The 25,347-nt window shown below is 39.8% G+C and carries 22 protein-coding genes, 1 tRNA gene and 1 riboswitch; of the genes, 18 read left to right on the forward strand and 5 right to left on the reverse strand.

Annotated elements, in window-relative coordinates; all coding sequences use genetic code 11:
• Positions 1-13: 13 nt before the first annotated feature.
• The gene (locus tag HDE70_RS15320) at positions 14-1,477 is read left to right on the forward strand and encodes a RagB/SusD family nutrient uptake outer membrane protein (protein WP_183891150.1); all 1,464 of its coding nucleotides are present in this window, start codon (positions 14-16) and stop codon (positions 1,475-1,477) included.
• Between the two features lie 8 nt (positions 1,478-1,485).
• Complete coding sequence (locus tag HDE70_RS15325; RefSeq protein WP_183891151.1) at positions 1,486-2,598, forward strand: metallophosphoesterase; 1,113 nt, start codon at positions 1,486-1,488, stop codon at positions 2,596-2,598.
• Positions 2,599-2,646: 48 nt separating this feature from the next.
• On the opposite strand, the gene HDE70_RS15330 is transcribed toward HDE70_RS15325, so the two are convergent.
• Complete coding sequence (locus tag HDE70_RS15330) at positions 2,647-4,260, reverse strand: ArnT family glycosyltransferase (protein WP_183891152.1); 1,614 nt, start codon at positions 4,258-4,260, stop codon at positions 2,647-2,649.
• A gap of 80 nt (positions 4,261-4,340) precedes the next feature.
• Here HDE70_RS15330 and HDE70_RS15335 point away from each other — a divergent pair, with 80 nt between their 5' ends.
• The 10 genes from HDE70_RS15335 to HDE70_RS15380 all read left to right on the forward strand — a co-directional run bounded on the left by HDE70_RS15335 (position 4,341) and on the right by HDE70_RS15380 (position 16,639).
• Positions 4,341-5,018: an HAD family hydrolase gene (locus tag HDE70_RS15335; protein WP_183868010.1), complete on the forward strand. Its 678-nt coding sequence runs from the start codon at positions 4,341-4,343 to the stop codon at positions 5,016-5,018.
• Positions 5,019-5,028: 10 nt separating this feature from the next.
• Positions 5,029-6,021: a UbiA prenyltransferase family protein gene (locus HDE70_RS15340; RefSeq protein ID WP_183868011.1), complete on the forward strand. Its 993-nt coding sequence runs from the start codon at positions 5,029-5,031 to the stop codon at positions 6,019-6,021.
• Positions 6,018-7,460 (forward strand): GMC oxidoreductase, encoded by a 1,443-nt coding sequence (locus HDE70_RS15345; RefSeq protein WP_183891153.1) that lies wholly within the window; start codon positions 6,018-6,020, stop codon positions 7,458-7,460. The genes HDE70_RS15340 and HDE70_RS15345 overlap by 4 nt, the downstream gene beginning before the upstream one ends.
• A gap of 2 nt (positions 7,461-7,462) precedes the next feature.
• Positions 7,463-7,879 (forward strand): hypothetical protein, encoded by a 417-nt coding sequence (locus tag HDE70_RS15350; RefSeq protein ID WP_183868013.1) that lies wholly within the window; start codon positions 7,463-7,465, stop codon positions 7,877-7,879.
• A 440-nt stretch (positions 7,880-8,319) separates the two neighbouring features.
• A riboswitch (SAM riboswitch) is annotated at positions 8,320-8,416 on the forward strand.
• Positions 8,417-8,562: 146 nt separating this feature from the next.
• Positions 8,563-9,861 (forward strand): peroxiredoxin family protein, encoded by a 1,299-nt coding sequence (locus HDE70_RS15355; RefSeq protein WP_183891154.1) that lies wholly within the window; start codon positions 8,563-8,565, stop codon positions 9,859-9,861.
• A 26-nt stretch (positions 9,862-9,887) separates the two neighbouring features.
• On the forward strand, positions 9,888-11,210 hold the full coding sequence (locus tag HDE70_RS15360) for a peroxiredoxin family protein (RefSeq protein ID WP_183891155.1): 1,323 nt from the start codon (positions 9,888-9,890) through the stop codon (positions 11,208-11,210).
• 6 nt (positions 11,211-11,216) lie between these two features.
• The gene (locus tag HDE70_RS15365; RefSeq protein WP_183868016.1) at positions 11,217-11,858 is read left to right on the forward strand and encodes a YceI family protein; all 642 of its coding nucleotides are present in this window, start codon (positions 11,217-11,219) and stop codon (positions 11,856-11,858) included.
• Positions 11,859-11,933: 75 nt separating this feature from the next.
• Positions 11,934-12,899 carry a cytochrome-c peroxidase gene (locus HDE70_RS15370; protein WP_221302081.1) on the forward strand — a complete coding sequence of 322 codons (966 nt, stop codon included), beginning with the start codon at positions 11,934-11,936 and terminating at the stop codon, positions 12,897-12,899.
• A 103-nt stretch (positions 12,900-13,002) separates the two neighbouring features.
• Positions 13,003-15,771: a TonB-dependent receptor gene (locus HDE70_RS15375; protein ID WP_183891156.1), complete on the forward strand. Its 2,769-nt coding sequence runs from the start codon at positions 13,003-13,005 to the stop codon at positions 15,769-15,771.
• 7 nt (positions 15,772-15,778) lie between these two features.
• The gene (locus HDE70_RS15380; RefSeq protein ID WP_183868018.1) at positions 15,779-16,639 is read left to right on the forward strand and encodes a DUF4397 domain-containing protein; all 861 of its coding nucleotides are present in this window, start codon (positions 15,779-15,781) and stop codon (positions 16,637-16,639) included.
• A 77-nt stretch (positions 16,640-16,716) separates the two neighbouring features.
• Here HDE70_RS15380 and HDE70_RS15385 read toward each other — a convergent pair whose 3' ends face one another.
• Positions 16,717-17,655 (reverse strand): hypothetical protein, encoded by a 939-nt coding sequence (locus HDE70_RS15385; protein ID WP_183868019.1) that lies wholly within the window; start codon positions 17,653-17,655, stop codon positions 16,717-16,719.
• Positions 17,656-17,746: 91 nt separating this feature from the next.
• The gene (locus HDE70_RS15390) at positions 17,747-17,917 is read right to left on the reverse strand and encodes a DUF2158 domain-containing protein (RefSeq protein WP_183868020.1); all 171 of its coding nucleotides are present in this window, start codon (positions 17,915-17,917) and stop codon (positions 17,747-17,749) included.
• A gap of 184 nt (positions 17,918-18,101) precedes the next feature.
• Between HDE70_RS15390 and HDE70_RS15395 the strand changes: the two genes are divergently transcribed.
• From HDE70_RS15395 to HDE70_RS15420, 6 genes are all read left to right on the forward strand, one after another.
• Positions 18,102-19,400, forward strand: a complete 1,299-nt coding sequence (locus tag HDE70_RS15395) for an esterase-like activity of phytase family protein (protein WP_183891157.1) — start codon at positions 18,102-18,104, stop codon at positions 19,398-19,400.
• 230 nt (positions 19,401-19,630) lie between these two features.
• Positions 19,631-19,714: transfer RNA gene (locus HDE70_RS15400), tRNA-Leu, on the forward strand.
• A gap of 105 nt (positions 19,715-19,819) precedes the next feature.
• A complete protein-coding gene (locus tag HDE70_RS15405; protein WP_183868021.1) occupies positions 19,820-20,863 on the forward strand; it encodes a hypothetical protein in 1,044 nt (347 codons plus the stop codon).
• A 116-nt stretch (positions 20,864-20,979) separates the two neighbouring features.
• Positions 20,980-21,999 carry an LLM class flavin-dependent oxidoreductase gene (locus HDE70_RS15410; RefSeq protein ID WP_183891158.1) on the forward strand — a complete coding sequence of 340 codons (1,020 nt, stop codon included), beginning with the start codon at positions 20,980-20,982 and terminating at the stop codon, positions 21,997-21,999.
• A 131-nt stretch (positions 22,000-22,130) separates the two neighbouring features.
• Complete coding sequence (locus HDE70_RS15415) at positions 22,131-22,562, forward strand: DUF2147 domain-containing protein (RefSeq protein ID WP_183868023.1); 432 nt, start codon at positions 22,131-22,133, stop codon at positions 22,560-22,562.
• Positions 22,562-23,578 (forward strand): WD40/YVTN/BNR-like repeat-containing protein, encoded by a 1,017-nt coding sequence (locus HDE70_RS15420; RefSeq protein WP_183868024.1) that lies wholly within the window; start codon positions 22,562-22,564, stop codon positions 23,576-23,578. Before HDE70_RS15415 ends, HDE70_RS15420 begins: the two co-directional genes overlap by 1 nt.
• Before the next feature lie 5 nt (positions 23,579-23,583).
• Here the strand turns inward: HDE70_RS15420 and pncB are convergent, their stop codons facing one another.
• Positions 23,584-24,768 carry a nicotinate phosphoribosyltransferase gene (gene pncB / locus HDE70_RS15425; RefSeq protein ID WP_183891159.1) on the reverse strand — a complete coding sequence of 395 codons (1,185 nt, stop codon included), beginning with the start codon at positions 24,766-24,768 and terminating at the stop codon, positions 23,584-23,586.
• A 72-nt stretch (positions 24,769-24,840) separates the two neighbouring features.
• Complete coding sequence (locus tag HDE70_RS15430; RefSeq protein WP_183891160.1) at positions 24,841-25,320, reverse strand: cupin domain-containing protein; 480 nt, start codon at positions 25,318-25,320, stop codon at positions 24,841-24,843.
• Positions 25,321-25,347 lie beyond the last annotated feature (27 nt).

Raw genomic sequence — 25,347 nt, forward strand, 5'->3', positions numbered from 1 at the left:
TATTCAGATGAAAATGATGAAACAAGTATATAAAATATTACCGCTAATTATGATGGCCCTATCCTTTGGCTCTTGTAAAAAGGACTTTCTGGAAATTAATCCGGAGCAGCAGACTGATGTGAATATGGTAGTTGTAGATTTACCAAGTACCAGGGCGGCTGTGATGGGAACTTATAGCCTTTTACAAAGCGCAGCTTATTATGGGCGCAGTTTAGTTGTACTGCCAGAGGTGATGTCGGATAATCTGTATATCAGCAGAAGGAATTCTAACCGCTATACGAGCTATGATCAGTACATTACAACAGTAAATGACGGTACTGCGTCAGGTTCCTGGAATACATTGTATAAAACGATCGTCAATGCGAATATCATTATTTCCAAAGGGGAGCAGCTGGTTGTTCCTGAAACGGAGTCTGGTGAAATGAAACATCTGATCGGGGAGGCTTATACGCTAAGGGCACTGGCTCATTTTGATCTATTGCGTTTATATGCTGCGCCTTACAACGCATCGGCTGATGCCAGTCATATCGGAATCCCTGTAGTGATTAAAAGCGGGACAAGTAAAGAAGATGTGATTTCTCCAAAAAGAAATACGGTTAAAGAAGGATATACGCAGCTGGTTAGTGATCTGCAAAAAGCGATTACTTTACTTCCTGCGGCTGCGCCAATAGGCTTCAGTGCTTCTAACAGAGGACATATCGCACATTATGCAGCAAAAGCTTTATTGTCCAGAGTCTATTTGTATATGGGCGACTGGGTAAATGCAGAAGCATTAGCTACAGAGGTCATCAATAGTAATAAATACACTTTATTAAGCAACGCGAATTATGTTACTGGCTCGACGAATTTCAGGACTCAAAACAATAGTGAGGCTATCTTTGAGGTACAATATACATTGACAGATAACCTGGCTCAGGATGCATTATCCAGCTTTTTATTACAGGGTGCAAGTTATGGAGATGGTCTGGCAACTGATGATTTGTATAATTTATACAAGAGTACCGATGTGCGCAGAGGTTTTATGACTAAAAGTAAAAGAAGTGGCAGCGGTGGTGAAGATCCTGCTTTTGTGATCACGAAGTATAACAATATTTCCACTTATGAGGAAGGGGTTAAAGTGATCCGTTTATCAGAGGTTTATTTAATCAGAGCAGAAGCAAGGGCAAAACAAGGTAAGGATGGTTTAGCGGCGGCCGATTTGGATGTGGTTGCGAAACGTGCAGATACAACAAAACCAACCACTACGGAAACCGGAACAGCTTTACAAAACCTTATTCTTGTTGAAAACCGTAAAGAGTTCGCTTTTGAGGGACATCGTTTGTTTGATCTGACACGCAACAAGGCAGGATTTGTTAAATACCGCACAGGTGGTATTACTATACCTGTAGCGAACACTTCTTTGAAAACTGTGCTGCCAATTCCTTTAGCTGAAATGAATGCGAATCCGAATATGGAACAAAATCAAGGTTATAAATAAATCAACATATGAATTTACTAACGCTGGTATTGCCGCTTTTGATCAATAGTATAGGGCTGAATGCCGATACTGCTGGTCAGGTAAATGTGAACGATGGCCCTTATGTACTTTATCAAAAAGAGCAGATAGAGGTACACAGTATAAAGCTTGAAGACGGTGTCCGAAAGGCTAAGGTTCAACGTTTTTCAGCTCAAGCTGGCCTTCCTTTAAAAGTTCAGTTTTCTGATCATCCGGAATGGGATTTTACGGTGAAATTGCAAAGGGTTCTTCAAAATGAACCTGCGGAATTTAAACAACCAGACCGGATGATTGCGCTTTCTGATATAGAAGGGGAATTTGAAGCTTTCAGAAAACTATTACTGGCTAATAAAATAATGGATGAACAGTATCACTGGATTTTTGGAAAAGGACACCTGGTTATCTGCGGCGACTTGTTTGACCGTGGAAAAGAGGTTCCGGCTACGCTCTGGCTGCTGTATAAGCTGGAACAGGAGGCTAAAGCTAAAGGGGGTTATCTGCACACTATTCTGGGCAACCACGATATCATGAACCTGAGCGGCGACTTACGTTATGTAGAGACTAAATATTTTGAAAATGCAAAGTTGATGGGACTGGATTATAAAGAACTTTATAGTCAGGACACAGAAATGGGGCGTTGGCTGAGGAGTAAAAATCTGATCGAGAAAATTGGGGATAACCTTTGCCTGCATGCAGGAGTTGCACCAGTAATCAATACGTTGAAAATGGGGCTGACTGAAATCAATACTAAATGCCGTCCGTATTACGACAAAGCAAAAAAACGTGATTTAATAACGGACAGTGTGACCAGAAAATTCTTTGATGGTACACGTTCTTCTTTGTTTTGGTACCGCGGATATTTTATCGAACCCAAAGCAACCCCGGAAGAAGTTGACCAGACACTCTCGCTTTACAAAGTGAAAAGAATCATTGTCGGACATACGATTACTGCCGGTAATGTTGGCTTTTATTACCAAGGCAAAGTATTGGGAATCGATGTTAATCAGCATAAAGGCAAACATGAAGGTGCGCTTTATGAAAATAAAACCTGGTATAAGATTAATACTTCTGGAAATAAACTACCACTGCCCACGGGCTCATAAATCAAAACTTAGCGAGGCGGCTCTTCTTTGTTGAAGAGCCGCTTTTTTTTAAGGTTTCAGCGTAATCAAAACAACCTTTACATCAAATGAGGTATAAACATTTTGCTGTTTCCCCAATTTGGAGAGGTGGTTCATCAGGCGATCTGCAGGATTGATATTTTTTAAATAATACCAGGCGGGCTGATCTATTTCATCGCCAATATCAGTTAGAATAAGATGATTGTAAATCACCCAGATCCTTTTCTTTCCTTCAAATGATTTAAAGTCCTTTTGTAAATGATTTAAATAGTCCGGATAGCTGGTTGAAACTTTGCGGTAATCTCCTCCTTCAAGTGCGGTAAAATTATAAGGGTAGGTATGCTTGTAAAAACGATAGCCAGGCAGGTCATTCCAGTATACATAAACTAAATCGCCCGGTTGAAAATGACTATTGATATAAGCCAGCGCCTGTTTTTGAAAAGATCTTTTATGAATGATAAATTCATCGGGATGGATCATTGCTTGTACAGAATTGTAAACTGGTGCTATTATTAAGAGTATAAATAACAGCAGGTTGATTTTGTCTGATTTGAAAAAGGAAGCAATCTGATCAGTTCCATTGACAATAAAGAGGATAAGCAAAGGACAAATGAAAACCCAGAACCGTTCATTTAAAGGATAAAGTTTAAGTCCTGAAGCCAGGAACATAAATAAAAAGGGAAATAGCAGGATCAGCGCATATCTTTTCTCTTTAATATAAAGCCATATGCCGTAAAATAACCCGATCAGAGATAACCAGGGAGTATTCAGAAGCGCTTTAAGCAAAACAGAATTTCCTGTATACAATTTCCAGGTCAGGCCGAGCGGATATTCTATTAAATGATACAAAGCTGCTGGATACCAGCGTAATTCCTCCATGTTAGCTGGTGGCAATGGCATAAAATAATGGTAAAAATCAAACCATTCAGCTGCCCATTTAGACTCTGCATGTTTGTGTGTAAACAGCAGGTAGTTCAGGGCAAAACCGGCTACCCATAGTAGAAAAGGAACGAGTTGCCTGAAGAATAGTTTCCAGTCCCTTCTGTAAAGATTTTTACAGCTGATACCTGTGGCCATTCCAGCCAGAATAAATATAGAAGAGTAAGAGAACCAGAGAATTACTGCCCCTAAAATCCCCCAGGTCAGAAGTGCGCCCCAGGCTAACCGATGCTGATAGCGGATATAAATATACAGGATCAGTACGGTAGCAAACAGTTCAGTTGAATACTGTTTAATCTCAACGGAATGGAAAACAAGAGGAGGGGCCAGCGCTAACAGGGCAACCGCCGTTAATGCTGCCAGAGGACGAAGAAAATACTTCGCTACAGGAATGAACAGGAAAATTGCGGCTATACCACATAACATAGGGAATAAACGCAGTACCATTTCATTCGTTCCCAAAAGATGAATGCATGTTTTAACGCTCCATAGAAAACCAATCGGAGCTTTCTGCTGATAGTCCAGTGGGTGTGTTACCAGCTCGATATAATTCATTTTGATCAGGCTGGTTGCCAGATAAACTTCATCCAGCCACAGGGAGCGGTTATATAAAAGATGGAAGAGACGAACAAAAATACCGCACCCAATAATTATACTGTACCAAATATTTTGGTTTTTGAGATCGCTGGATTGGTTTTTACACATATGAGTGATGTTCAGTCATTGGAAACTTTTTAATTAGTGCAAATAATTCATAAATTTAAAGATTATTTAAATAGCCATAGGTGAATGTTATAGATTGGGAGAAAATAAAAGTTCTGATTCTTGATGTAGATGGTACTTTATACAATCAGTCTGGATTAAGAAGAAAAATGTTATATGCATTGCTAAAATACTATTTAGTCAGGCCAATACAACTCAAAGATCTTCTGATTTTATACTTTTTTCGTTCCGAGCGTGAAAAAAGAGCGGGTTATTGCAGTAATAATCTAGAAATTGAACAATATCAGTGGTGTGCAGCTAAAGTAAATGCACCATTGGAAAGAATTAAAAAGGTCGTTTCAAGATGGATGTTTGAATTTCCAAATCCCTATTTATATGCTTGCCGATACGCTGAATTATATCCATTTTTGCAACTGCTAAAAGCATATCAGATTAAAGTGGCCATTTACTCAGATTATAGGGCAACTGACAAGTTAAAAGCTTTAAAAGTTGAAGCTGATTTAGTGGTTGCGTCTACTGATAAAGAGATCAATTGTCTGAAGCCGGAACCAATAGCTTTGTTTCATATCATGAAGCATTTTGATGTTGATTCAGCAGCGTGTCTTTATATCGGTGACCGCGACGAACTGGATGGAATATGTGCTGATCAGGCCAAAATACGCTACCTCAATATCAATGAATATAATTCAGGCGCTTTATATACAGTGCTTGCAAATAGTTTAAGAGAACACTATAAATAAGAGATTGTAAATGACGGTTAAAAAAAAGGCGGGTCTTAAAGATTATATAGCCCTCGCCCGCCCGGATAGCTGGGTGAAAAACGTTTTCATGGTACCTGGAATGCTGTTTGCATTATCCGTATTTAAAACACCAATAGACAGCCATCTGTTCTTTAAAATCATTGTTGGGATCATTAGTACTTGTTTAATTGCATCGGCAAACTATGTAATCAATGAGTATCTGGATGCCGATTTTGACAGATTCCATCCTTTAAAAAAGAACAGATCTTCTGTTGTCTATACGGTAAACCCAAAATTAGTTTACCTGGAATACGTTGCTCTTGCAATTGCAGGGCTGTCATTAGCTTATCTGATCTCCTATAAGTTTATCCTGCTTTCCGCATTTCTTCTGTTCATGGGGATTATTTATAATGTAAGGCCTTTCAGAAGTAAAGAGCGTGTATTTCTGGATGTACTCTCTGAATCAGTGAATAATCCTATCCGTTTTGGTTTGGGCTGGTTCATATTTTCTCCGGCATTAGGTGCTCCGGACAGCAAATGGGATTTCGACTGGATCAACACTTTCCCTCCAACCAGTATTATTGTTGCTTACTGGATGGGAGGTGCATTTTTAATGGCCACTAAACGTTTTGCTGAATACAGGATGATTGGAAACCCCGAAACGGCTGGTCAGTACCGGAGATCGTTTAAGTTTTATACAGAAAACAGCTTGCTGGTCTCTATGTTTTTTTACGCGATTACCTCTGCCTTTTTTATGGGTATTTTCCTGATTAAGGACAGAATAGAATTACTGGTTAGTTTTCCGTTTTTCGCTTTGTTATTTTCATGGTATCTCAGAATTGGATTATTGAACGATTCTCCGGTACAGGGTTCCGAAAAACTACATACACGTAAGTGGTTTATGTTATATTTATTTCTTTTTACGGCATTGCTTTGCATTTTGATGTTTGTTGATATTCCATGGTTATATTGGTTCCTTAAAAACGCATCAAATATTAGATGAAATACGATTATTACGATTTAATTATTGTCGGGACCGGCTTCTCTTCTACATTTTTTCTGAAAAAGTATCTGGAAAAGAATAAAGGAGTGAAGAGGATCCTTGTGCTTGAACGCGGGCAGTTATTCCCGCATAGTGAAAGATTAAAGATCAAAAGAGGGGAGCTTGCTGATTCCCCGGCTTCGGGTAACGCGTGGGAAGATCAGATCATTAATAAAACCCCGGAGAAAAGATGGCCTTTTACCACTGCTTTTGGAGGAAGTTCCAATTGCTGGTGGGGATGTACACCGAGATTTATGCCATCTGATTTTAAAATGAAGACATTATTTGGAGTAGAAAACGACTGGCCGGTCACTTATGAAGAGCTTGATCCTTATTATGAGGAGGCAGAAGAACTGATGGCTATTTCCGGACCAGAAGGAACACCTTTTCCTAAGAAAAGTAAATACCCGCTTCCACCTCATAATTTCAGTCCGATAGATAAAATACTGAACCAGAAATATGGAAATCAGTATATCAGCCAGCCTACTGCAAGAGCAAGCAGGGGTACAAAAGGAAGAAACCAATGTATGGCCAATTCAAGCTGTGATGTTTGCCCGGTAGATGCTAAATTCACCATAGAGAATTCTGGTATTGACGTTTATCAGAATGCGCAGGTTGAACTTTTATATGGTGCACAGGTTTACCGTTTGGAAACCACAGGCAACGTAGCAAAAAAAGTGTGTTACGTGAAAGACGGAAAGGATTTTGAGATCGCTGGAGAGGTTATCGTTCTGGGTGCTAATCCGATGTTTAATTCCAATATTCTGTTAAATTCGGGTGATCGTAATCCATTGACTGGTAGAGGATTTGGAGAACAGCTTGGTATGCAGGTCTTAATTTATCTGGACAACCTGAAAAATACAGGGGGCAGTACCTGGGTAAATGCAAACGGTTATATGTTGTATGATGGCAATCACCGTAAGGATTATGCTGCCTGTTTGATCGAAACCAATAATGCACCTTATAATATCCGGCTTGAAAGGGGTAAATGGTTAAACATGACTTCTTTCCGGATGATTTTTGAAGATTTACCATTGGTAACGAATTATATCACTACCACTTCAAATAAGCTGGTCCCTGAAATCAATTTTAAAGGAGGCCGGTCAGCTTATGCGCTGAAGGGAATGGAAAACATGAAAAAGGTTCTTCCGGGAATTCTATCGTGTCTTCCTGTTGAAAAATTGAAATTCCTTGATCCTTTTCCTAACGAAGGACATATTTTAGGGGGCACAAGAATGGGGAAAACTGCGGCAGACAGTGTGGTAGATAAAAATATGGTTCACCATCAGTACAGAAATGTTTTCGTACTGGGCAGTGGCTCGTTTACTACTTTTAGTGCATCAAATCCAACACTGACTTTATCAGCTCTGTCATTGTACTCCGCAGATCATTCATTTTAGCTATGAAAAGAAGAAAATTCATCGCCATGGCAGGTATCGGGACAGGATTATTAATTCTTCCGCCTGCATTATATATCGCGTCGCCGGCACTGCGAAAACACGCTGTAATGTTAATCAGAGAAGAACTGTATTACCTGAAACTGGATACTGCCGGAGTAGATCAGTACGTCAATGATTATTTCAGTTCTTCGTCTAATAATGTAATCACTAATTTAAGGTGGAAAGCCTTTTATTATTTAGGGATCAAAGCGGAGAAATCAAACCAGATCTTTGAATTGATTAAATTCTATCTGCTGTCAACAGATTTCTTTATCCATAAAATGGATGAAAGTAAACTGGTCAGCTATCTGGGGTTATATAGTCCTTATAAAAGCCCTGTTCCAAATCCTTATTCTTTTGTACTGTATCCTGCTGAATAATAAATAGCGTTTTTAGCTTAGAAACACAGTTTTATAAATTAATACTACTATTTTAGTAGTATTAATTGTTTTTACGGTTTTTCATTCCTATCTTTAGGATAGATAAGCTGAACCAATTTAAAAATACGCTCGCCATGATTGCTAAATTACAACTTCAAAAATTATTGCTGACTGATTTAACAGGCAATTTTATGCGATGTTGTATGGCGTAAAGAATAACATTTGATCATATAATTTATGCTGTTGAATTGTTATTTAGCAGTTTTAAATCCACTCAATTACCGGAGCTGATAATCTTGATTTTAAAATCCTGATACCCCGGCGCATTTTGATGGAATATTATGGTGGTCATCTATTCTTTACAACAAAGCACCGGGGTATCAGGATTTATTTTAAATATACAGCTTTACCATCTAATTAATCACCACCATTAGTTAGTTGATTTATACAGAAGAAGGGAGAGGCAGTCTCGTTGAACTTCTAGCAACTTTCCATAGGAAAAAGTGCTCAACCTGATCCAGCAATGGATTATAAATTAATTAATAACAAGTAACTATTCAGGTTTCCTGTTTTGCTTCTTCGTAAGTGCTGTTCATTGGTATGAACTGGCGGGAATCGTTATGAGCTGGTGGCTTTGTTATGAAAGACTATAAAAATAGGACTTAACACTAATAAAGATGATTATGAAAACTAAATTCTCCTCTAAACTGGCGGGGCTGCTGACTTCAGTCGTACTGATCAGCGGAACTGCCTCCGCAAATGATTCAAAACCCCTTCCAAAAGAAGGGATCTGGCGTGGTGTATTTACAGTCAGTGAATCGCAAGTTCCTTTTAATTTCGAATTTAAGGGGAAAGACTTAAAAAATGCACTGCTGACTTTGATCAATGGTTCAAGACGCGATGATTTTCATGTAGAGCGCCGTGGTGTGGATTCTATCTATGTAAAGATGAATACCTACGATGCAGCACTGGTCGCTAAAATTGAAGACAATGGTACCTTAACTGGTGAATATCGTAGTCTTGTACCCGGCTTCAGAGGTAATTCTCTCCCTTTTATAGCAGAATATGGTAAAAGCTACCGTTTTGTTGAACCAGGGAAAGAGATTGCTCCAAAACATAATATTTCTGGTAAATGGGAAATCAAAACCTACACTAAAGAAGCCGTCCCTGCATCTATCGCACTCTTAAAGCAATCGGGCAATAAACTAACAGGCGTGATTATGACCGTTGTTGGAGATACACGTGAACTGGAAGGTACTGTACAAGGTGATGAATTTGAACTTTCCGGTTTTACAGGCCCAAGCCCGTTTATTGTGAAAGGAAAAATCAATGACGATAACAGCATCACAGGTGAACAAGGTTTTGGAATCTATAAGAACTTAAAGTTTGACGGTTTGCGGAATGAAAAAGCAGAATTACCGGATCCTTATAAACTGACTTTTTTAAAAGAAGGCTATAAGAAACTTGATTTCACTTTTCCAGATTTAAAAGGACAGCAAGTTTCCCTCAGTGATGATAAATACAAAGGTAAAGTTGTCATCATTGAGACTATCGGCACGTGGTGCCCAAACTGTACTGACCAGACGGTTTTTCTTGCTCCATGGTTTAAAAAGAATCAAAAACGTGGTGTGGAAGCTATTGCAATAGGCTTCGAACAGAAAGACGATCTGGAATATGCAAAATACACGCTGGGTAAACTGAAAGAGAAATATGGGATTACCTATGATATCTTATTTGGTGGGATAGCAGACAAAAAGATTGTTGCAGAAAAACTGCCTGCGCTCAACAAGTTTGTTGCTTTTCCGACGACGATCATTATTGACAGAAAAGGTGATGTCAGGGAAATTTATACCGGGTATACCGGAACGGTTACCGGTAAATATTACGAGGAGTACGAAAAGAAATTCAATAAAGTACTCGATGAACTTATCGCTGAACCTGTACCACAACTGGCAGTTGCTACAACGGCTGCCGGAAAATAAAGATCAACCTACCAAAAATATATATTATGAGAACTAAAGTATCAAAAATAGGGGTGCTGGCACTGGCTGTACTAGTCTCCTCTGCTTCTTTTGCTGCGGGCAGAACCGAAGATCCAAAAGCAGCTAAAAAATTCATTAAAGAAGGAATCTGGCGCGGTGTTTTTAAAGTGAGTGAAACTGAAGTACCCTTTAATTTCGAATTGAAAGGAAAGGATGTGGAACATGCGACTTTCACGCTGCTGAATGGCACGAGAAGGGATGACTTTCATGTCGAATATCTGGGTAAAGACTCCTTGTTCATCAAGATGAATACTTATGACGCTGCATTAGTGGCTAAAATAGATAACGATGGGCAAATCAGCGGGGAATACAGAAGTCTTGTACCCGGACTGCGGGGGAATGCTTTGCCGTTTACTGCCGAACAAGGTAAATCTTATCGTTTTGTTGAGCCAGGAAAGGACGTAGCCCCTGCTGCCGATTTATCTGGGAAATGGGAGTTTAAAGGTTTCTCAAAAGAAGCTGTTCCCAATAAAATAGCCATTCTGAAACAAACGGGAAATAAATTAACCGGGGTGATTTTGCAGGTAACCGGTGATAGCCGTGAACTGGAAGGAACCGTACAGGGAAATCAATTTGTATTGTCTGGATTTAGCGGCCCGAGCCCTAAAATTTATAAAGGGACAATCAATGAAGATGGAACCTTGTCTGGAGAAATTAGCCAGGGGATTTATGATAACCTGAAGTTTACAGGTGTTAAAGACGGCAAAGCGGAATTACCTGATCCTTATACCCTGACCGCGCTGAAAGCCGGGGTGAAAAAGCTGGCTTTTACTTTCCCTGACCTTACCGGTAAACCTGTTTCGTTAACTGATGAAAAGTACAAAGGTAAAGTGGTTATTGTGGAGCTGGTAGGTACCTGGTGTCCAAACTGTACAGATCAGACTATCTTTTTGTCTCCCTGGTTTAACAAAAATAAAACCCGTGGGGTAGAAGCCATTGCGATAGGATTCGAACAAAAGGACGACCTTGAATATGGTAAATATACACTCGGTAAGCTGCGTGATAAATACAATATCAAATATGATATTCTTTTTGGTGGCCTGGCTGATAAAAGATTAGTTGCCGATAAATTACCTGCCTTGAACAAATTTGTGGCCTATCCGACCACGATCATTATTGACCGTAAAGGAGAAGTGCGGGAAATTTATACAGGTTATACCGGAACAGTGACCGGTAAATACTATGCAGAATACGAGAAGAAATTTAACAAAGTACTGGATGAATTATTGGCAGAACCAGTTCCGCCAGCTTCTTATTTCAGTGCACAAATAGCAACCCAAAATCCTTAGAAAAATATGAAACAAATAAATGCATTAGTTGCCATTGGAACAGTCCTGGCTCTTTCTTCCTTCTCTATTATCGATCGTATGGCTTTAGTGCCATTGAAAGACCCGATTGGGAAATATGTAAAAGCGGTACCCTATAAAGTAGATGCGGCGCATAGCAAACTTACCTGGCTTGCCAAAAAAGTTACCGGAGAACATTCCGGGACTATAGCGGTGAGTTCAGGCGCACTCAATGTAGAGAATAATGTTTTAAGAAGCGGAAGCTTTGATCTGGATACCAAATCTATTGTGGTCACTGATATCACTGACAAAGAGAGTAACGCAAAATTACTTGGACACTTAAAGAGTGATGATTTTTTCGCTGTAGAGAAATTTGATAAAGCCAGGTTTGTGATCACCTCTGCGGTTTCTAAAGGTGCGGGTCTTTATGATGTTAAAGGCGACCTGACTATTAAAGGGATCACGAACGAAGTCAGCTTTCCTGCCAGCGTCAAAATTGACCAGTCTAAACTTACAGCGACTGCAAAAATACTGGTTGACAGAACTAAATATGGTATTAAGTTCAGGTCTAAGAGCTTCTTTGAGAACCTTGGGGACAAAACAATCTCTGATGAATTTGAACTGAATATTCAGCTGGCGGCTACTAAATAATAACCCATGTTTTGACCGGTAAAGGATGGGTAAACTTATCCTCCTTTACCTTTTGTAAATTGAAATAAGAATAATATGCTGATGATCCCCGTTAAAATAAACGTTTTTCTGCTCATGAGTTTCCTGGTATTTATTCTTGCTGGCTTTGGAGCCGATGATCCTGCCGTCATTAATAGTAAAGAAAAGCTCGGAGAAAAACTTTTTTTTGATCCGGTACTCTCCAAAGATAAATCCATTAGTTGTTCATCGTGCCATAAACCGGAATTTGCATTTGCCGATACCTCAGCAGTGAGCCTGGGAGTTGGCGGTACTAAAGGCACCAGGAACTCTCCGTCCATCACGAATCTTTCCGGTCGCCCAACGCTGTTTTGGGATGGAAGAGTAGCTTCTTTAGAGGAACAAGCACTTCAGCCTATTATCAATCCGGTTGAAATGAACCTTCCTATTGCTGAAGCAGTGGAGCGTTTGAAAACAGATCAGGCTTATGCAGATTTATTTCAAAAAATCTTTAATAGCCCACCCACTGAAAAAAATCTATTGCTGGCTATTGCTGCTTATGAAAGAACGCTCGAAACAGCTAATAGTCCTTATGATCGTTATATCAATGGAGATGACCAGGCCGTTTCTGCCTCTGCCAAACGTGGAAGACTGCTCTTTATCGGGAAAGCAAATTGTAACAATTGTCATTCTGGAGAAGACTTTACTGCTGACCGTTTTAAGGGAATCGGGTTATTCAATGAAAACGACCTTAAAGATGCAGGCCGGTATGAGGTGACCAAAAATCCGGAGCATAAAGGACATTTTAAAATACCAGGGCTGAGAAATGTGGCCTTAACAGCACCATATATGCATAATGGGATGTTTAAAACTTTGAAAGATGTAATCAGATATTACAATAACCCCGATTTGATTATCAAAAATGGTAAAAATAGAGATCTGTCCTTAAGTAAACCTCTGGGATTGTCTGAAGATGAAATTACTGACCTCGAGTCATTCCTGATTTCATTAACCGATGACAGATTTATAAAGAAAAAGCCATGAGGCAGGTTCTCCTGAAATAAACTGAATTATCTTTTTCCTGTGCTGAATTACAGTCTTTTTTGACTGTGAACGGCCATTGTTATGTCCAAATTAACTCGTATACATGAAACAAATTTTACTCTTATTTTTTCTTCTGGGCGTGCTGATCTCGCCAAATACATTTGCGCAGCAAAGAACAATCAATGGCATCATTTATTCCGCAGAAGATCATCTGCCTTTGCCGGGTGTTTCCATTCAGATCAAAGGACTGGATGGGGTTACGATCTCTGCAAAAGATGGATCTTTTAAAATACCAGTTAAAAATGGAAGATTTCTGGTCATTTCCTATATCGGTTATAAAACCCGGGAAGTGGAAATTGGAAAATCTGCCACATTTAATATCAACCTGGAGCAAGCTGATAATAATCTCAATGAGTTACAGATTGTTGGTTCACGCAGTGCGAACAGAACCAAGTTAAATTCTCCGGTTCCGGTTGATATTATCGACCTGAAATCCTTGCAGGAATATGCTCCTCAATCCAGTGTTACCCAATTACTCCAATATGTATCTCCTTCTTTCCATTCCTCAGTTTCCGGAGGTGGCGACGCGGCCTCAGCAACCTCTACGGTTCAGCTCAAGGGATTGGGAGTGGACCAGGTATTGGTGCTGGTCAATGGTAAAAGAAGACATAAAAGCTCGAACATCAGCTGGGGTGGATTAGGCAATGGTGCAACCGGGTATGACCTGAACTCAATTCCTGTCGGAGCAATTGAAAGAATTGAAATATTGAGGGATGGTGCGGCGGCGCAATACGGATCTGATGCCATTGCCGGTGTGATCAATATCGTATTGAAAAGTAACGTTGACCAGTTAACGGTGAGTACCATTGGAAGTATTCGTGGCAGAGGAGATGGCTTAACTACCCGGACCAATGCTAATTTTGGCGTTAAGTTAGGATCTAAGGGTTATTTCAATGTGACCGGAGAATATGCAACACAAGCAGTCTCATTGCCTGTAGGAAAAAGTTCTGATGGAATTTATATTGGCCCTGCTTATGGAGGAGGAGCTAATACAAGGGGTTTCGATCAGATTTATACCAAAGAAATTGATGATGCTATACTGGCTTCAAGGGGTATTGACCGTCACTTTTTCGATCAGCGCGGATCTACCAATAAAGCTATAGACGGTCTGCTCTCTTTTAATGCAGCTATCCCTTTGAAAGATGGATTTGAAATCTATTCTTTCGGAGGGATTAGTCATCGCAATTCCCAATTTACTGCGGTTTACAGATTGCCTGGCTGGACAGAGCGAAATAATACTTTTGTTTATCCGGATGGATTTCTGCCTGCAATGGATAACATTATCACAGATCAGTCTTTTGCGGTTGGTGTGAAAGGGAAAATAAAAGAATGGAATGTAGATGTATCCAATGTTTACGGAAGAAATGCTTTTGATAATATCATTACCAATTCTTTGAATGCCAGTTTGGGACAAAAAACACCGAGAACATTTAATGCCGGCAGTTATAATGCCTCACAAAATAGTGGTAGTATTGATTTTACACGGAGATTCCAGCAGGTATTGAGTGGCTTGAATGTTGCTTTCGGTGGTCAGTACAGAGTAGAAACTTATCAGATTAAAGCAGGAGAGGAAAGTTCGTATTCCAAAGCAGATCTGAGCCCGATTTATGATGTACAATATACTACCGGAGGTATTCCATATTTTAATAATATCGGCAGTACACCTTTGAATGGATTATCTCCGGGCTCACAAATCCATGCTGGTTTCCGGCCTGGTAATGCTGTGGATGTCAAGCGCTCTATTTCTGCTGCTTATGCTGATCTGGAATTGAACGTCACTAATAAATGGTTGGTTTCCGGTGCATTTCGTATAGAGAATTACTCTGATTTTGGAAGTGTGAGTACTTTCAAAGCAGCCACACGGTATAGTTTTGCCAAATGGCTTGCTATCAGAGGAGGATATAACACAGGTTTCCGGGCCCCGGATCTGGCTCAGTTTTATTATACAGAAACCTCTACTACTTTCCAGAATGGGGTTGCAATTGACCAGGTGACCGCCAATAATGTAAACCCTGCTACTAAAGCGCTTGGGATACCAGCCCTGCAACCAGAAAGGTCTAAAGGATACTCAGCAGGAATTACTTCACAACCTTTACAAAATATAGAATTGACCCTTGATGCTTATCAGATCGATATTAAAGACAGGGTAGGGAATACCGGACGCTTTTCTGCGACGGATACCAACCTGCCTGCTGATGTAAGAGCGTTATTTGTACAAACCGGAACTGTACAGGCCAAATTCTTTTATAACTCATTTAGTACAAGAACTAAGGGAATTGAATTTACAGGGAGCTATAAATTCTTATTGCCTGATGGATCAGGTGCCGCATTTTTAGCCGGTGGTAATTTTCAGCAAACCAGGCTGACCAAAGTAAATACCCCTAAAGGACTGGAAGCTTATCGTTATATTATTTTTGATGAAAGTGAGAAGGCCCGGGTTACTTCAAGTATCCCTGCTACTAAAATCACTTTGCAAGGCACTTATAATTATAAGAAAATCAATCTGCTGCTCAGAACTGTATACTTTGGTAAAGTGACAGCAGTGAGCCAGCTCAATGCTAACTTTCCTCAGCCGGATTATTACTATCAGGACTTCAACCCGGTCTGGATTACAGATTTTTCTGCCGGATACCGGATTACTCCTGAATTGCAGGCGACAATCGGGGTAAACAATTTATTCAATGTGCTGGGTGATTATTCTATTCCCGCGCCGGGAAGTAATATTACCAGAACTCAGGCCCCAAGCGCCAGTCAGGCAGGTACAACTACAGGTATTCAGCCATTTATCAGGTTATCAGCTACTTTTAAATAATAAGATCATGAAGAATTCAACCTTAAGTATAATTATTATAAGCACCATATTCCTGTTCTCTGGCTGCCATAAAGCAGATTACCTTGATGTTGATGCAGGTGACCGGCCTGCGCTGAGTGCTAAAGTCAAATTTGTGAATGCGCGGCTTTCACCAGTTGCTGTAAATTTCTGGGACTTTACGAGAAAGGTTACCCCAGCTTTATTGTCGAGAAATACAGCTTCTCCTTATCTCGATACTCAGTTTGGGAAGGTTCAGTATAACGTGACTGAAGGCACGAATACCTCTTATAAAGCTTCCTATGTTTTTGGTGGAAGTGCAAACTTTGTACAAGAAAGTAACACGACTTCTTTTTCTGGCCCCAATGGGCCTATTGCGGATTTCGCACATACCTTGTTTACTGTTAAAAAACGATTGACAAGCACTTTAAATCCAAATAATATAGACAGTCTGATTTTGGTTTATGATGATTTGTCCCTTCCTGCACCAGGCAAAGCAAAAATCAGGTTTGCCAATTTCTCTCCTGATGCCCCTTCACTTGATTTCTTCTATACCAGTGGAGCAGCTATTTTTAAAGGTGTTAGTTACGGGGATTTTGGAGATCAGGTAGTAATTCCATACACGAATGGAAAATCCCCATCCACAATTAATGGTCTTACCTGGAAAACATTAGGGCCCTTTAAAGAAGTAGATGCAGGAACAAATCTCAGCTTTCAATTAAAAAAATCAGCTGACCAGGGCTTAGTTCCTGTGACCGGAAATTCATTGACAGGTATTGTGCTGGAGAATGGTAAGATTTATACCCTGTTTGTTAACGGTTTGGTGAGTGGTTCACCAGAACTTACTGCTACGATAATTGTGCATAACTAATCAGGAATTGCAGATAACCGGGCTAAATAGCTTCTGAATTGATATTGTTTAACGACAAAGGATCAATTCAGAAGTTATCATTCTATTTGTGCAACAAAGGCAATCAGGCTTGTTAAATCCTGGTTAAGAGACCGGATTGTAGACTGCAATTGATTAATCATCGTTGCGCGTGTGTGTAAATCACCGGAACGATAATAACCTCCTTTGCCAAATAGTAATGCTTCCTGGTCCTGATCAATATGACCATTAAACTCAAACTGTATCCACCTGTTTTTAATACTTTGGGAAAGGGTCACATCTCCTTTATTACTGAAACTTTTTTCATGGAGCATTGCCCACACAAATTCGGGATAATCTGTATTTGTTTTGGGTTCAGACCAAATTGTACGCAATAGATTATGATCATGTTCAAACTCCAGCTGTTTTCCTTTGGGATTTATAGTTAGTGCACCTAAACCTGCACTGACCAAACCACCACCTACACCAACCGCAGTTTGCACGCTGTTTTTTGTGATAACTGCGGTTGCGACAGTTGTTAATGCGCCCAGAATCACAGACCCTACGGTTAGTTTTGTATTTCTTTTACTATTAATGCCATCCAGATAAGCTGCGGCCATATCAGCTCTTTCTCCCTCGCAATCCAGTTCAGCGGCTACGGCTTGTAATTGAGTCTGGGCAAGTAATATTCTGCTGGTTACTTTTTGTTTGAGCAATAACGTTCTGGAAACAGAGTCCTTGATATTATGCTTCATTGCCCAGAGTTCATTGATCGCACTGCTGATACCTAAGAGCTGAGAAAGGAGTTGATCGTGCGGGGAAATACCTGTTTTTGACAGGTCAGCTTTGATTGAATCTTTCCAAAGAATTTCATGCTGAAGATAGGGGATGTTAGGTGCACAGTAGTTATACTTAAAACTTTGCAACCTGGTATTCATTGCTGCCTTTTTTGCTGTACTGCAAGAGGAAATAATCGCAATGGCAGCTATTGCGGAAATTGTTTTCAGAAGTTGTGTCATAGATTGACGTTAAAGATGCTTTGAATTCCTGATAGAATCCAGTTAATTTAGATAAATTCCTTATTAATCTGGTCAATGAGGAATTTATCTTTTAGACTACAGCTTCAACCAGAAGATCTTCATGCAGGGTTACGCTTTGAAGGGATTGGTTCTGATCAAACCAGAAACAAGTTACATAACCGGCTTCTGTTAAGGTACCAGCAGTCATATTCGGCCCGCCTGATTTTAGCGCTACAATTGCGCCTGTTGTAAATTTTGCCATAGGATTCTTTTTAATATTTGATATTACGAGTATAGGTAATTTCTACTGAAAACGTAGTATGCCGGCGTTATTAATTAAATACTTATACAATTTTGAAATAGTTGTAGGGCTATTAAACAATATTGACTTAACACTGAGTTGATAGTGTAATCATTTTTTTGTAAAACATATCTAAACATCTTTTATGAAAAGAGCTATACTATCATCCTGCCTTATGCTTACTGTATCCTTATATTCCTGTAAAAAGAATAATGGGGGAACAATCACTGGAAATATGACCTATCCTGATATGGCCGAAGCTTCAGACCCTGCGGTATTGATGACTGCTGCGAATGGGGTAAAAGTATATAACGGAGGCTTTGGTTCTGCTGTAGCGGCTGATCCCAATGATCCTGCGGTTTTTTACCTGTTAACCGACCGTGGCCCTAATGCAGATGGCCCTACTGATAATATAAAAGTATTTGGTAAGCCTGACTTTACGCCTCAGATTGGTAAATTCCGTTTGAAAGAGGGGAAGCTGGTCTTAGAGCAAACTGTATTGTTAAAAAATGCTGCCGGAGTTAACTTAAACGGTTTGCCAAATCTGACAGGTGCTGGTTCCACTGATGAAACAGCTGTTGATCTTAATGGGACAGTTCTGTCACCAAGTAAGGACGGGCTTGATTCCGAAGGATTAGTGCGCGCTGCTGATGGCAGTTTTTGGGTGAGTGATGAATATGGGCCTCATCTGGTTCACTTTGATCCGTCAGGAAAGACTATTGAAAGGATAAATCCATTTGGAGATGGGACAGGTGGCCGTAAACTTCCTTTGGTACTGGCAAGACGTAAGCCGAACCGCGGTATGGAAGGCCTAACGATAACTCCTGATGGAAAAACTTTAGTGGGTATTATGCAGTCGCCGATGTTCAATCCGTCTAAAGCAGAAGTAAAGGGATCTGTTGTACTTCGTATTTTAACTTTTGATATTGCTACCGGTGCGACTAAACAATATGCTTATTTACAGGAAAATGCATCGTTAACAGGAGTGAGTGAAATCCTGGCGGTGAACAGTACCACATTTTTAACCCTGGAAAGAGATGGAGATTATGGAGGGGCGCCAACTAATCCGGCTACTTTCAAAAAAGTATTTAAAATTGATATTTCTCAGGCTACCGATATTTCTGATGTTACAAATAGTGCAGCCGGTAAATTATTTGGGGGTAAAACTCCTGAACAATTAAAAGATCTGGCGGGCCTTCAGACCGCAGGCATTGTACCGGTCAGCAAAACTGTTGTACTTGATCTTTTAAAAGATCTGCCGTCCGTTTATCCGCATGATAAAGCAGAAGGGATGGCTTTAGTGAATGGAAATACTTTGGTGATCTCCAATGATGATGATTTTGGGGTAATTCCGGGAGATAAAGGCTCATTTGCACCTAAGCTATTGCCCGCTACGAATACAGTTGACCGTAACAGGTTATATTTTGTGAAGATCAAATTATAATATTTTTATAGTAAAAAATAAAATAGACCTCTTGCCTGCCAGGTAAGAGGTCTATTTGTAATTGTCAGATTATCTGATTTGTAGCTTAATTATTTTCAATCCGGATATTTAAAATGATTTACTGTTAAAAGTTTTTCCTGTAAAACGTGAACAAATTTGTTGAATATTTTATATCATTTCAGAAATAATGCTACATTTGTCGCCACAGAGCGGATATCCAGAATTTTAATGCCCGGATGGCGAAATTGGTAAACGTTGCGGTCTCAGAAGCCGTTGGAGTAAGATCCTTGAGAGTTCGAGTCTCTCTTCGGGCACACCAATATCAAGCTCATTATGGCCTGTAAACCGAAAGTTTACAGGCTTTTTTATTTTATAACTGCATCTTTGCTGTCATAAGATATCATAAGAACTATCATCATATGTTAAGGAGAAAGACAATAGTACTGTTTATCATCTGCCTGATTTATACCATCAGTGTAAATGGCCAAACAACTTGTAAAGTGATGCCCGACTCTCTCGGTAAAGAACTGGCAGCAGCCTTCTTAAATAAAGAAGACCTGAGCCGGATACCGATCTTTCCAAATGAACCGTCTGCGGCACCATTGCTGGTCAGTGCGTGGAATAAGCTGCTGAATAAGGCGAAAACAAAGAACATTACTCCGGAAAACACTACTTTCTATAACAGTTACTTTTCGACCAGCCAGGTTTTATATAACTTACAAACACCAGACAGGCTCACTTTATATATTGCATTTAAACATGCTGCTGATACGCTTGCCATCAGACTGGACTTATTAAAACAGGATGACCACTGGCTTTTAACAGCCGTTAAAGACAATTTCTTTGGGCTGAAGACTGCCGAGAGTAACAAGATTAGTTTTGAACCTTTGCTCGGAAACGAAGAGCCGGATGCAACAAATGTATCACCTGTCTATTCAACTGATCATTCTATCAAAGATGACCATTGGGTAACCGCAGGAACCTGTGTCTCAGATCCTAAGATTTTTATCAATGCTGTATTACATGATATGGCCGTACATACTCCTGTAAAAGACCTTCCTTATCTGCTTTCTGAAGCAGATTTTATCCAGTATTTCCGATCTGATATCCTGCAAATGGCGGGTAATAAATTAAAAGGTTCTCCGGGTGCTCAGGAGAAAGAAATATTAACAAATATTCAGAGTCTGATGAATAAACATCCTGAACAATACTATAGTGAAATATTAAATGATATCAGTTCAGTTTCCAGTTATCTTGAAGATACTAAATATGCAATCAGCAAGAATAAATCAGTAAGCTATAAAATTGGAAATTATGATAATGACCTGTATGCAGCTGGTAAGATCAGTTTGGAAGTAACTGTTAAATTTAGAATTGAAAACGGTGAAGATACTATTCAGTTCTCCGGGTACTGGATTAACGGTAAATGGATACTTGCCGAATTAGACAGGTTATCAATTTAAGCCATGCAACACTTCTGTATGTAAAGTCAAATCTTTCAGTACCGGATATTTTTACCATTACTAATCTCTAATTTTATAAAACAGGCAAATATCCTGTCTTAGTAGAGAGCTCCATAATGGTAAATGAAACACATCAAAAGAAACTATCAAGTATCCCATATTCAGTATTAGATTTAGCAACAGTGGTTGCTGGAAAAACACCTGCTGATACTTTTATTAATAGCGTTGATCTGGCGCAAAATGCAGAGAAATTTGGTTACACCAGGTATTGGCTGGCAGAACATCACAATATGATTAGTGTGGCCAGCTCAGCAACTTCTCTGCTGATCGGTCATATTGCAGGAAATACCAAAACCATCCGGGTAGGTTCGGGCGGAATTATGCTGCCTAATCACTCCCCGTTAATCGTTGCGGAACAGTTTGGGACTTTAGCCACTTTATATCCAGGAAGAATAGATTTAGGACTTGGCCGTGCACCGGGTACCGATCAGACTACCGCTATGGCCATCAGAGGAGAGCGGTTTAATGCGGTGCATGACTTCCCGCAGGATATTATCAAATTACAAACTTTTTTCTCAGCAGATAATGCAAATAGCCGGGTCAGAGCAATTCCGGGCGAAGGATTGGATATTCCAATCTGGGTATTAGGTTCCAGCACTGACAGTGCACGTTTAGCTGCGGCTATGGGACTTCCTTACGCTTTTGCGAGTCACTTTGCCCCAGCTCAGTTCCTGACAGCAATTAATCTTTATCGTCAGAATTTCAAGCCTTCTGAACATCTTAAAGCGCCTTATGTAATTTCCTGTGTTAATGTAATCGCTGCGGACACAGATGCTGAAGCTAACAGGCTGGCTACTTCTTTAAAACGCTTCTTTATGGGCGTAGTGACTGGTAAACTTGAACTATTACAACCACCAGTTGAGAATATGAATGGCGTTTGGACTGATTATGAAGAGGAAGCAGTGAGCCAAATGATAGCTTGTTCGTTTTTTGGCAGTCCACAGACTATCAAAGAAGATATGGAGTCTTTTATTAAACAAACCGGTGTTGATGAGATCATGGTTACTTCTCACATTTTTGATCATCAGGCAAGATTGTATTCTTACCAGCTTTTTGCAGAGCTGATGAAAGGATAAACGACATTGTAAATAATCTTTTTCTGGATGCAGGTTTTATAATGGAAAATGAACAAAAACGAAAAACCAATGAAAACCATAGTTGTTTACTAGGTGTAATTTGTAAATTAGCCTAAACTAAATATAAACTTATGAGATACATTTCACTGCTTTTACTGATTACAGCAATTTCCTTCACAGGTTTTGCACAAAACAAAGATGCTATTCTTGGTCAATGGGTTAACTCTACAGGAGAGGCACATGTAGAGATTTATAAAAAAGAGTCTAAATATTTTGGTAAGATTGTATGGCTAAAAGCTCCAAAAGATGAAAAAGGCAATGCAAAGACGGATATTAAAAATCCTGATGCCAAGCTGAAATCCAGACCTATATTAGGAATGGAAATGCTTAAAGACTTTGTTTTTGAAGATGGAAAATGGACTGATGGTAAAATCTATGATCCCAAATCTGGTAAAACCTATAGCTGTAATATGAACCTTAAGGACAATGGTGATTTGAATATGCGCGGGTATATTGGTATCTCAATTATTGGAAGATCTGAAGTCTGGAAAAAAGTTAAATAATGCGAATACTCCTGTACCTTTTATTGCTGACGCCCTTTGCTGTATTTTCACAAACCTACGAACTAAGTACTGTTAATACTGGAACTAATACCAGTATCAGAGGAATGTCTGTCGTCTCTGACAGCATTGCCTGGGTAAGCGGAAGTAACGGATTCATTGGCAGAAGCACAGATGGAGGTAAGGAGTGGACATGGACAAAACCTAAAGGTTATGAAAAACTCGACTTCAGAGATATTGAAGCCTTTGATAAAAACCATGCAGTAATCGTTAATGCAGGTTCTCCAGCTTACATTCTTCGTACCGAAGATGGAGGGAAAAGCTGGACTGAAACTTATAAAAACCTGGATTCTGCGATATTCCTTGATGGAATGTCATTCTGGGATAAAAAACATGGGATCATCTTCGGTGATCCCATTCAAAACCACTTACAACTGCTTATTACTGATGATGGAGGTTGTAACTGGAAAGATGTATCCACCAGGTTAAAACAGACTACTGCAACCGGCGAGGCTGGTTTTGCAGCAAGCGGCACCGGAATTAAAACCATGGCCGGAGGAAAAGTCTGGATAGCCACTGGTGGTACAAAATCAAATATTTATGCATCTGATAATTACGGGTTAAGCTGGAAAAGATACGACTGTCCGATTTTACGTGGAAAAAGTACTACAGGCGCATTCTCAATAGACTTTTACAATGAAAATCAGGGGATAGTAGTTGGTGGTGATTATGAAAAAGATAAAGAAAACACAAATAACGTGTTACTCACCAGTGATGGAGGAAAATCATGGTCAAAACCATCAAGACCGGTTTTTGGTTTTCGTTCCGGTGTAATCTGGTATGATGATAAAACCTGTTTTGCGACCGGTACCTCAGGCACTGATGTTTCCAGAGACGGCGGCATGAACTGGTATCACATCTCTGAGGAAAGCTTTAATGTGATTCAAAAAGCAAAAAACGGCAAGCTTATTTTACTTGCCGGTGGTAAAGGTTTAATTTACAGTTTGAAAATCAAATAAGTTTACTAATCAATTTCAAGAATTTCTTTAGCAAGTGTAATCATTTTCTCTGTACCTGTATATTTCCCATGCTCATCTGATAATTTGATCACATCTGTCCATTGCTCATTCTGAGGTTGAGCCTGCGTCATTTTAATCACTATATTCATTGGCTCAGGGCCGGCATCATTAGTCAGATTAGTTCCGATACCGAAGGATATACCAATCCGGTTACGGCAGTGACCAGCAATCCTGGCAACCTTTTCATAATTAAGTGCATCAGAAAAAATGATAGTTTTAGTCTGTGGATCTATACCCATCCGCTCATAATGTGCAATCACTTTATCTGCAAAAAGCAGCGGATCACCACTATCATGCCTTACCCCATCAAATAACTTGGAGAACATTTTATCAAACTGTCTGAAAAATACATCAGTTGTATAGGTATCGGATAAAGCAATCCCCAGGTCTCCGCGGAAAACCTGTACCCAATGCTCCAGACCTAAAGAATTGGCCATTTTAAAACCATAACGTGCCGCATGGAACATAAACCATTCATGCGCATGCGTTCCAATTGGTTTGGTTTGATGGACCATTGCCATATGTACATTACTGGTTCCGATAAATGATCCCTCTCCATATTGCTGCAACGTCTGCAATACCAGGCGGTGAATAGCGTAAGAATACCTGCGGCGCGTGCCGAATTCAGCAACTGTAACACCAAGATCCCGATAGTTCTCGATCTTTTTCCTTGTCCTTTCAATTACCTCTTCATTACTGATCCTAACCGCATGTGTCAGCTCATAGAATAGTTCGCAAATTAAAGACATAATTGGAACCTCCCATAAAATAGCACGATACCATAAGCCCTCAATATGTATTTCTAACTGATCACCTGCCTGTTCAATATGCACTTCATCTGGCTGATACCGATAACCTTCCAGAAAATCCAGGTATAACGGATCAAGATAAGGGCAGTTGACCTGCAAGAATTTCTTCTCTTCGCGGGTTAACCGCAACGCTGGCATTTCGTTCACCGCCTTACGCAGTGCATCACCAAATCCTGGTGGAAAAGAATGTTTACCACGGTTTATAAATTTATAACGCACTTTGGCATACGGGAACAAACGAATAACACCCTGCTGCATGGTGAACTTATAAAAGTCATTGTCAAGGATGGACACAATTGAAGTAATTGGTTGTATAGTCATAATTAAGGCTAATCATCAATTAACTTAACACAATTCGAGCCAGTAGCTGATTGATTAGCCTTAAATATAAATTTAATTGGCAGCTAATAAAACTGCCAGTTGAATACAATGGGTATCAGAACGGTTGCTCCAGGCATGATTTGTGCCCCGCTGAATCACTATATCTCCAGCTTTTAATAATGTTTCTTCCTCGTCCAGAATCATATAAATCTCTCCTGATAAGATAATGATATAATCAAGTGTAGCGGTTTTATGCATTAAAGGATGTACTTGTCCAGCCTCCAGCGGTTTAATTCCCAGATCTTTATCTGGTGGAATGCTTACATAACGGAAATAAGACCCGTTTGCAGGTACTACCGGATATGCGGTGTTTTCTACTATAATCTCTGTTGACAGGTCTGCTGGCATCTGGCTTGTTGCCCAGATATCTGAGATGATCAGACCAGGGAAATGTTCTGAGACGTTAGTAGCTATTGCATCATCAGTGATGACTGATCTGCCATTTTTTATTCCTGTGACTATTCGTCGTGGTATCTTTGGTATTTGTGACATTGTTATAGTATCTTTTGATAAAATTCT

The sequence above is a fragment of the Pedobacter cryoconitis genome, assembly GCF_014200595.1.
Classification (GTDB): domain Bacteria; phylum Bacteroidota; class Bacteroidia; order Sphingobacteriales; family Sphingobacteriaceae; genus Pedobacter; species Pedobacter cryoconitis_C.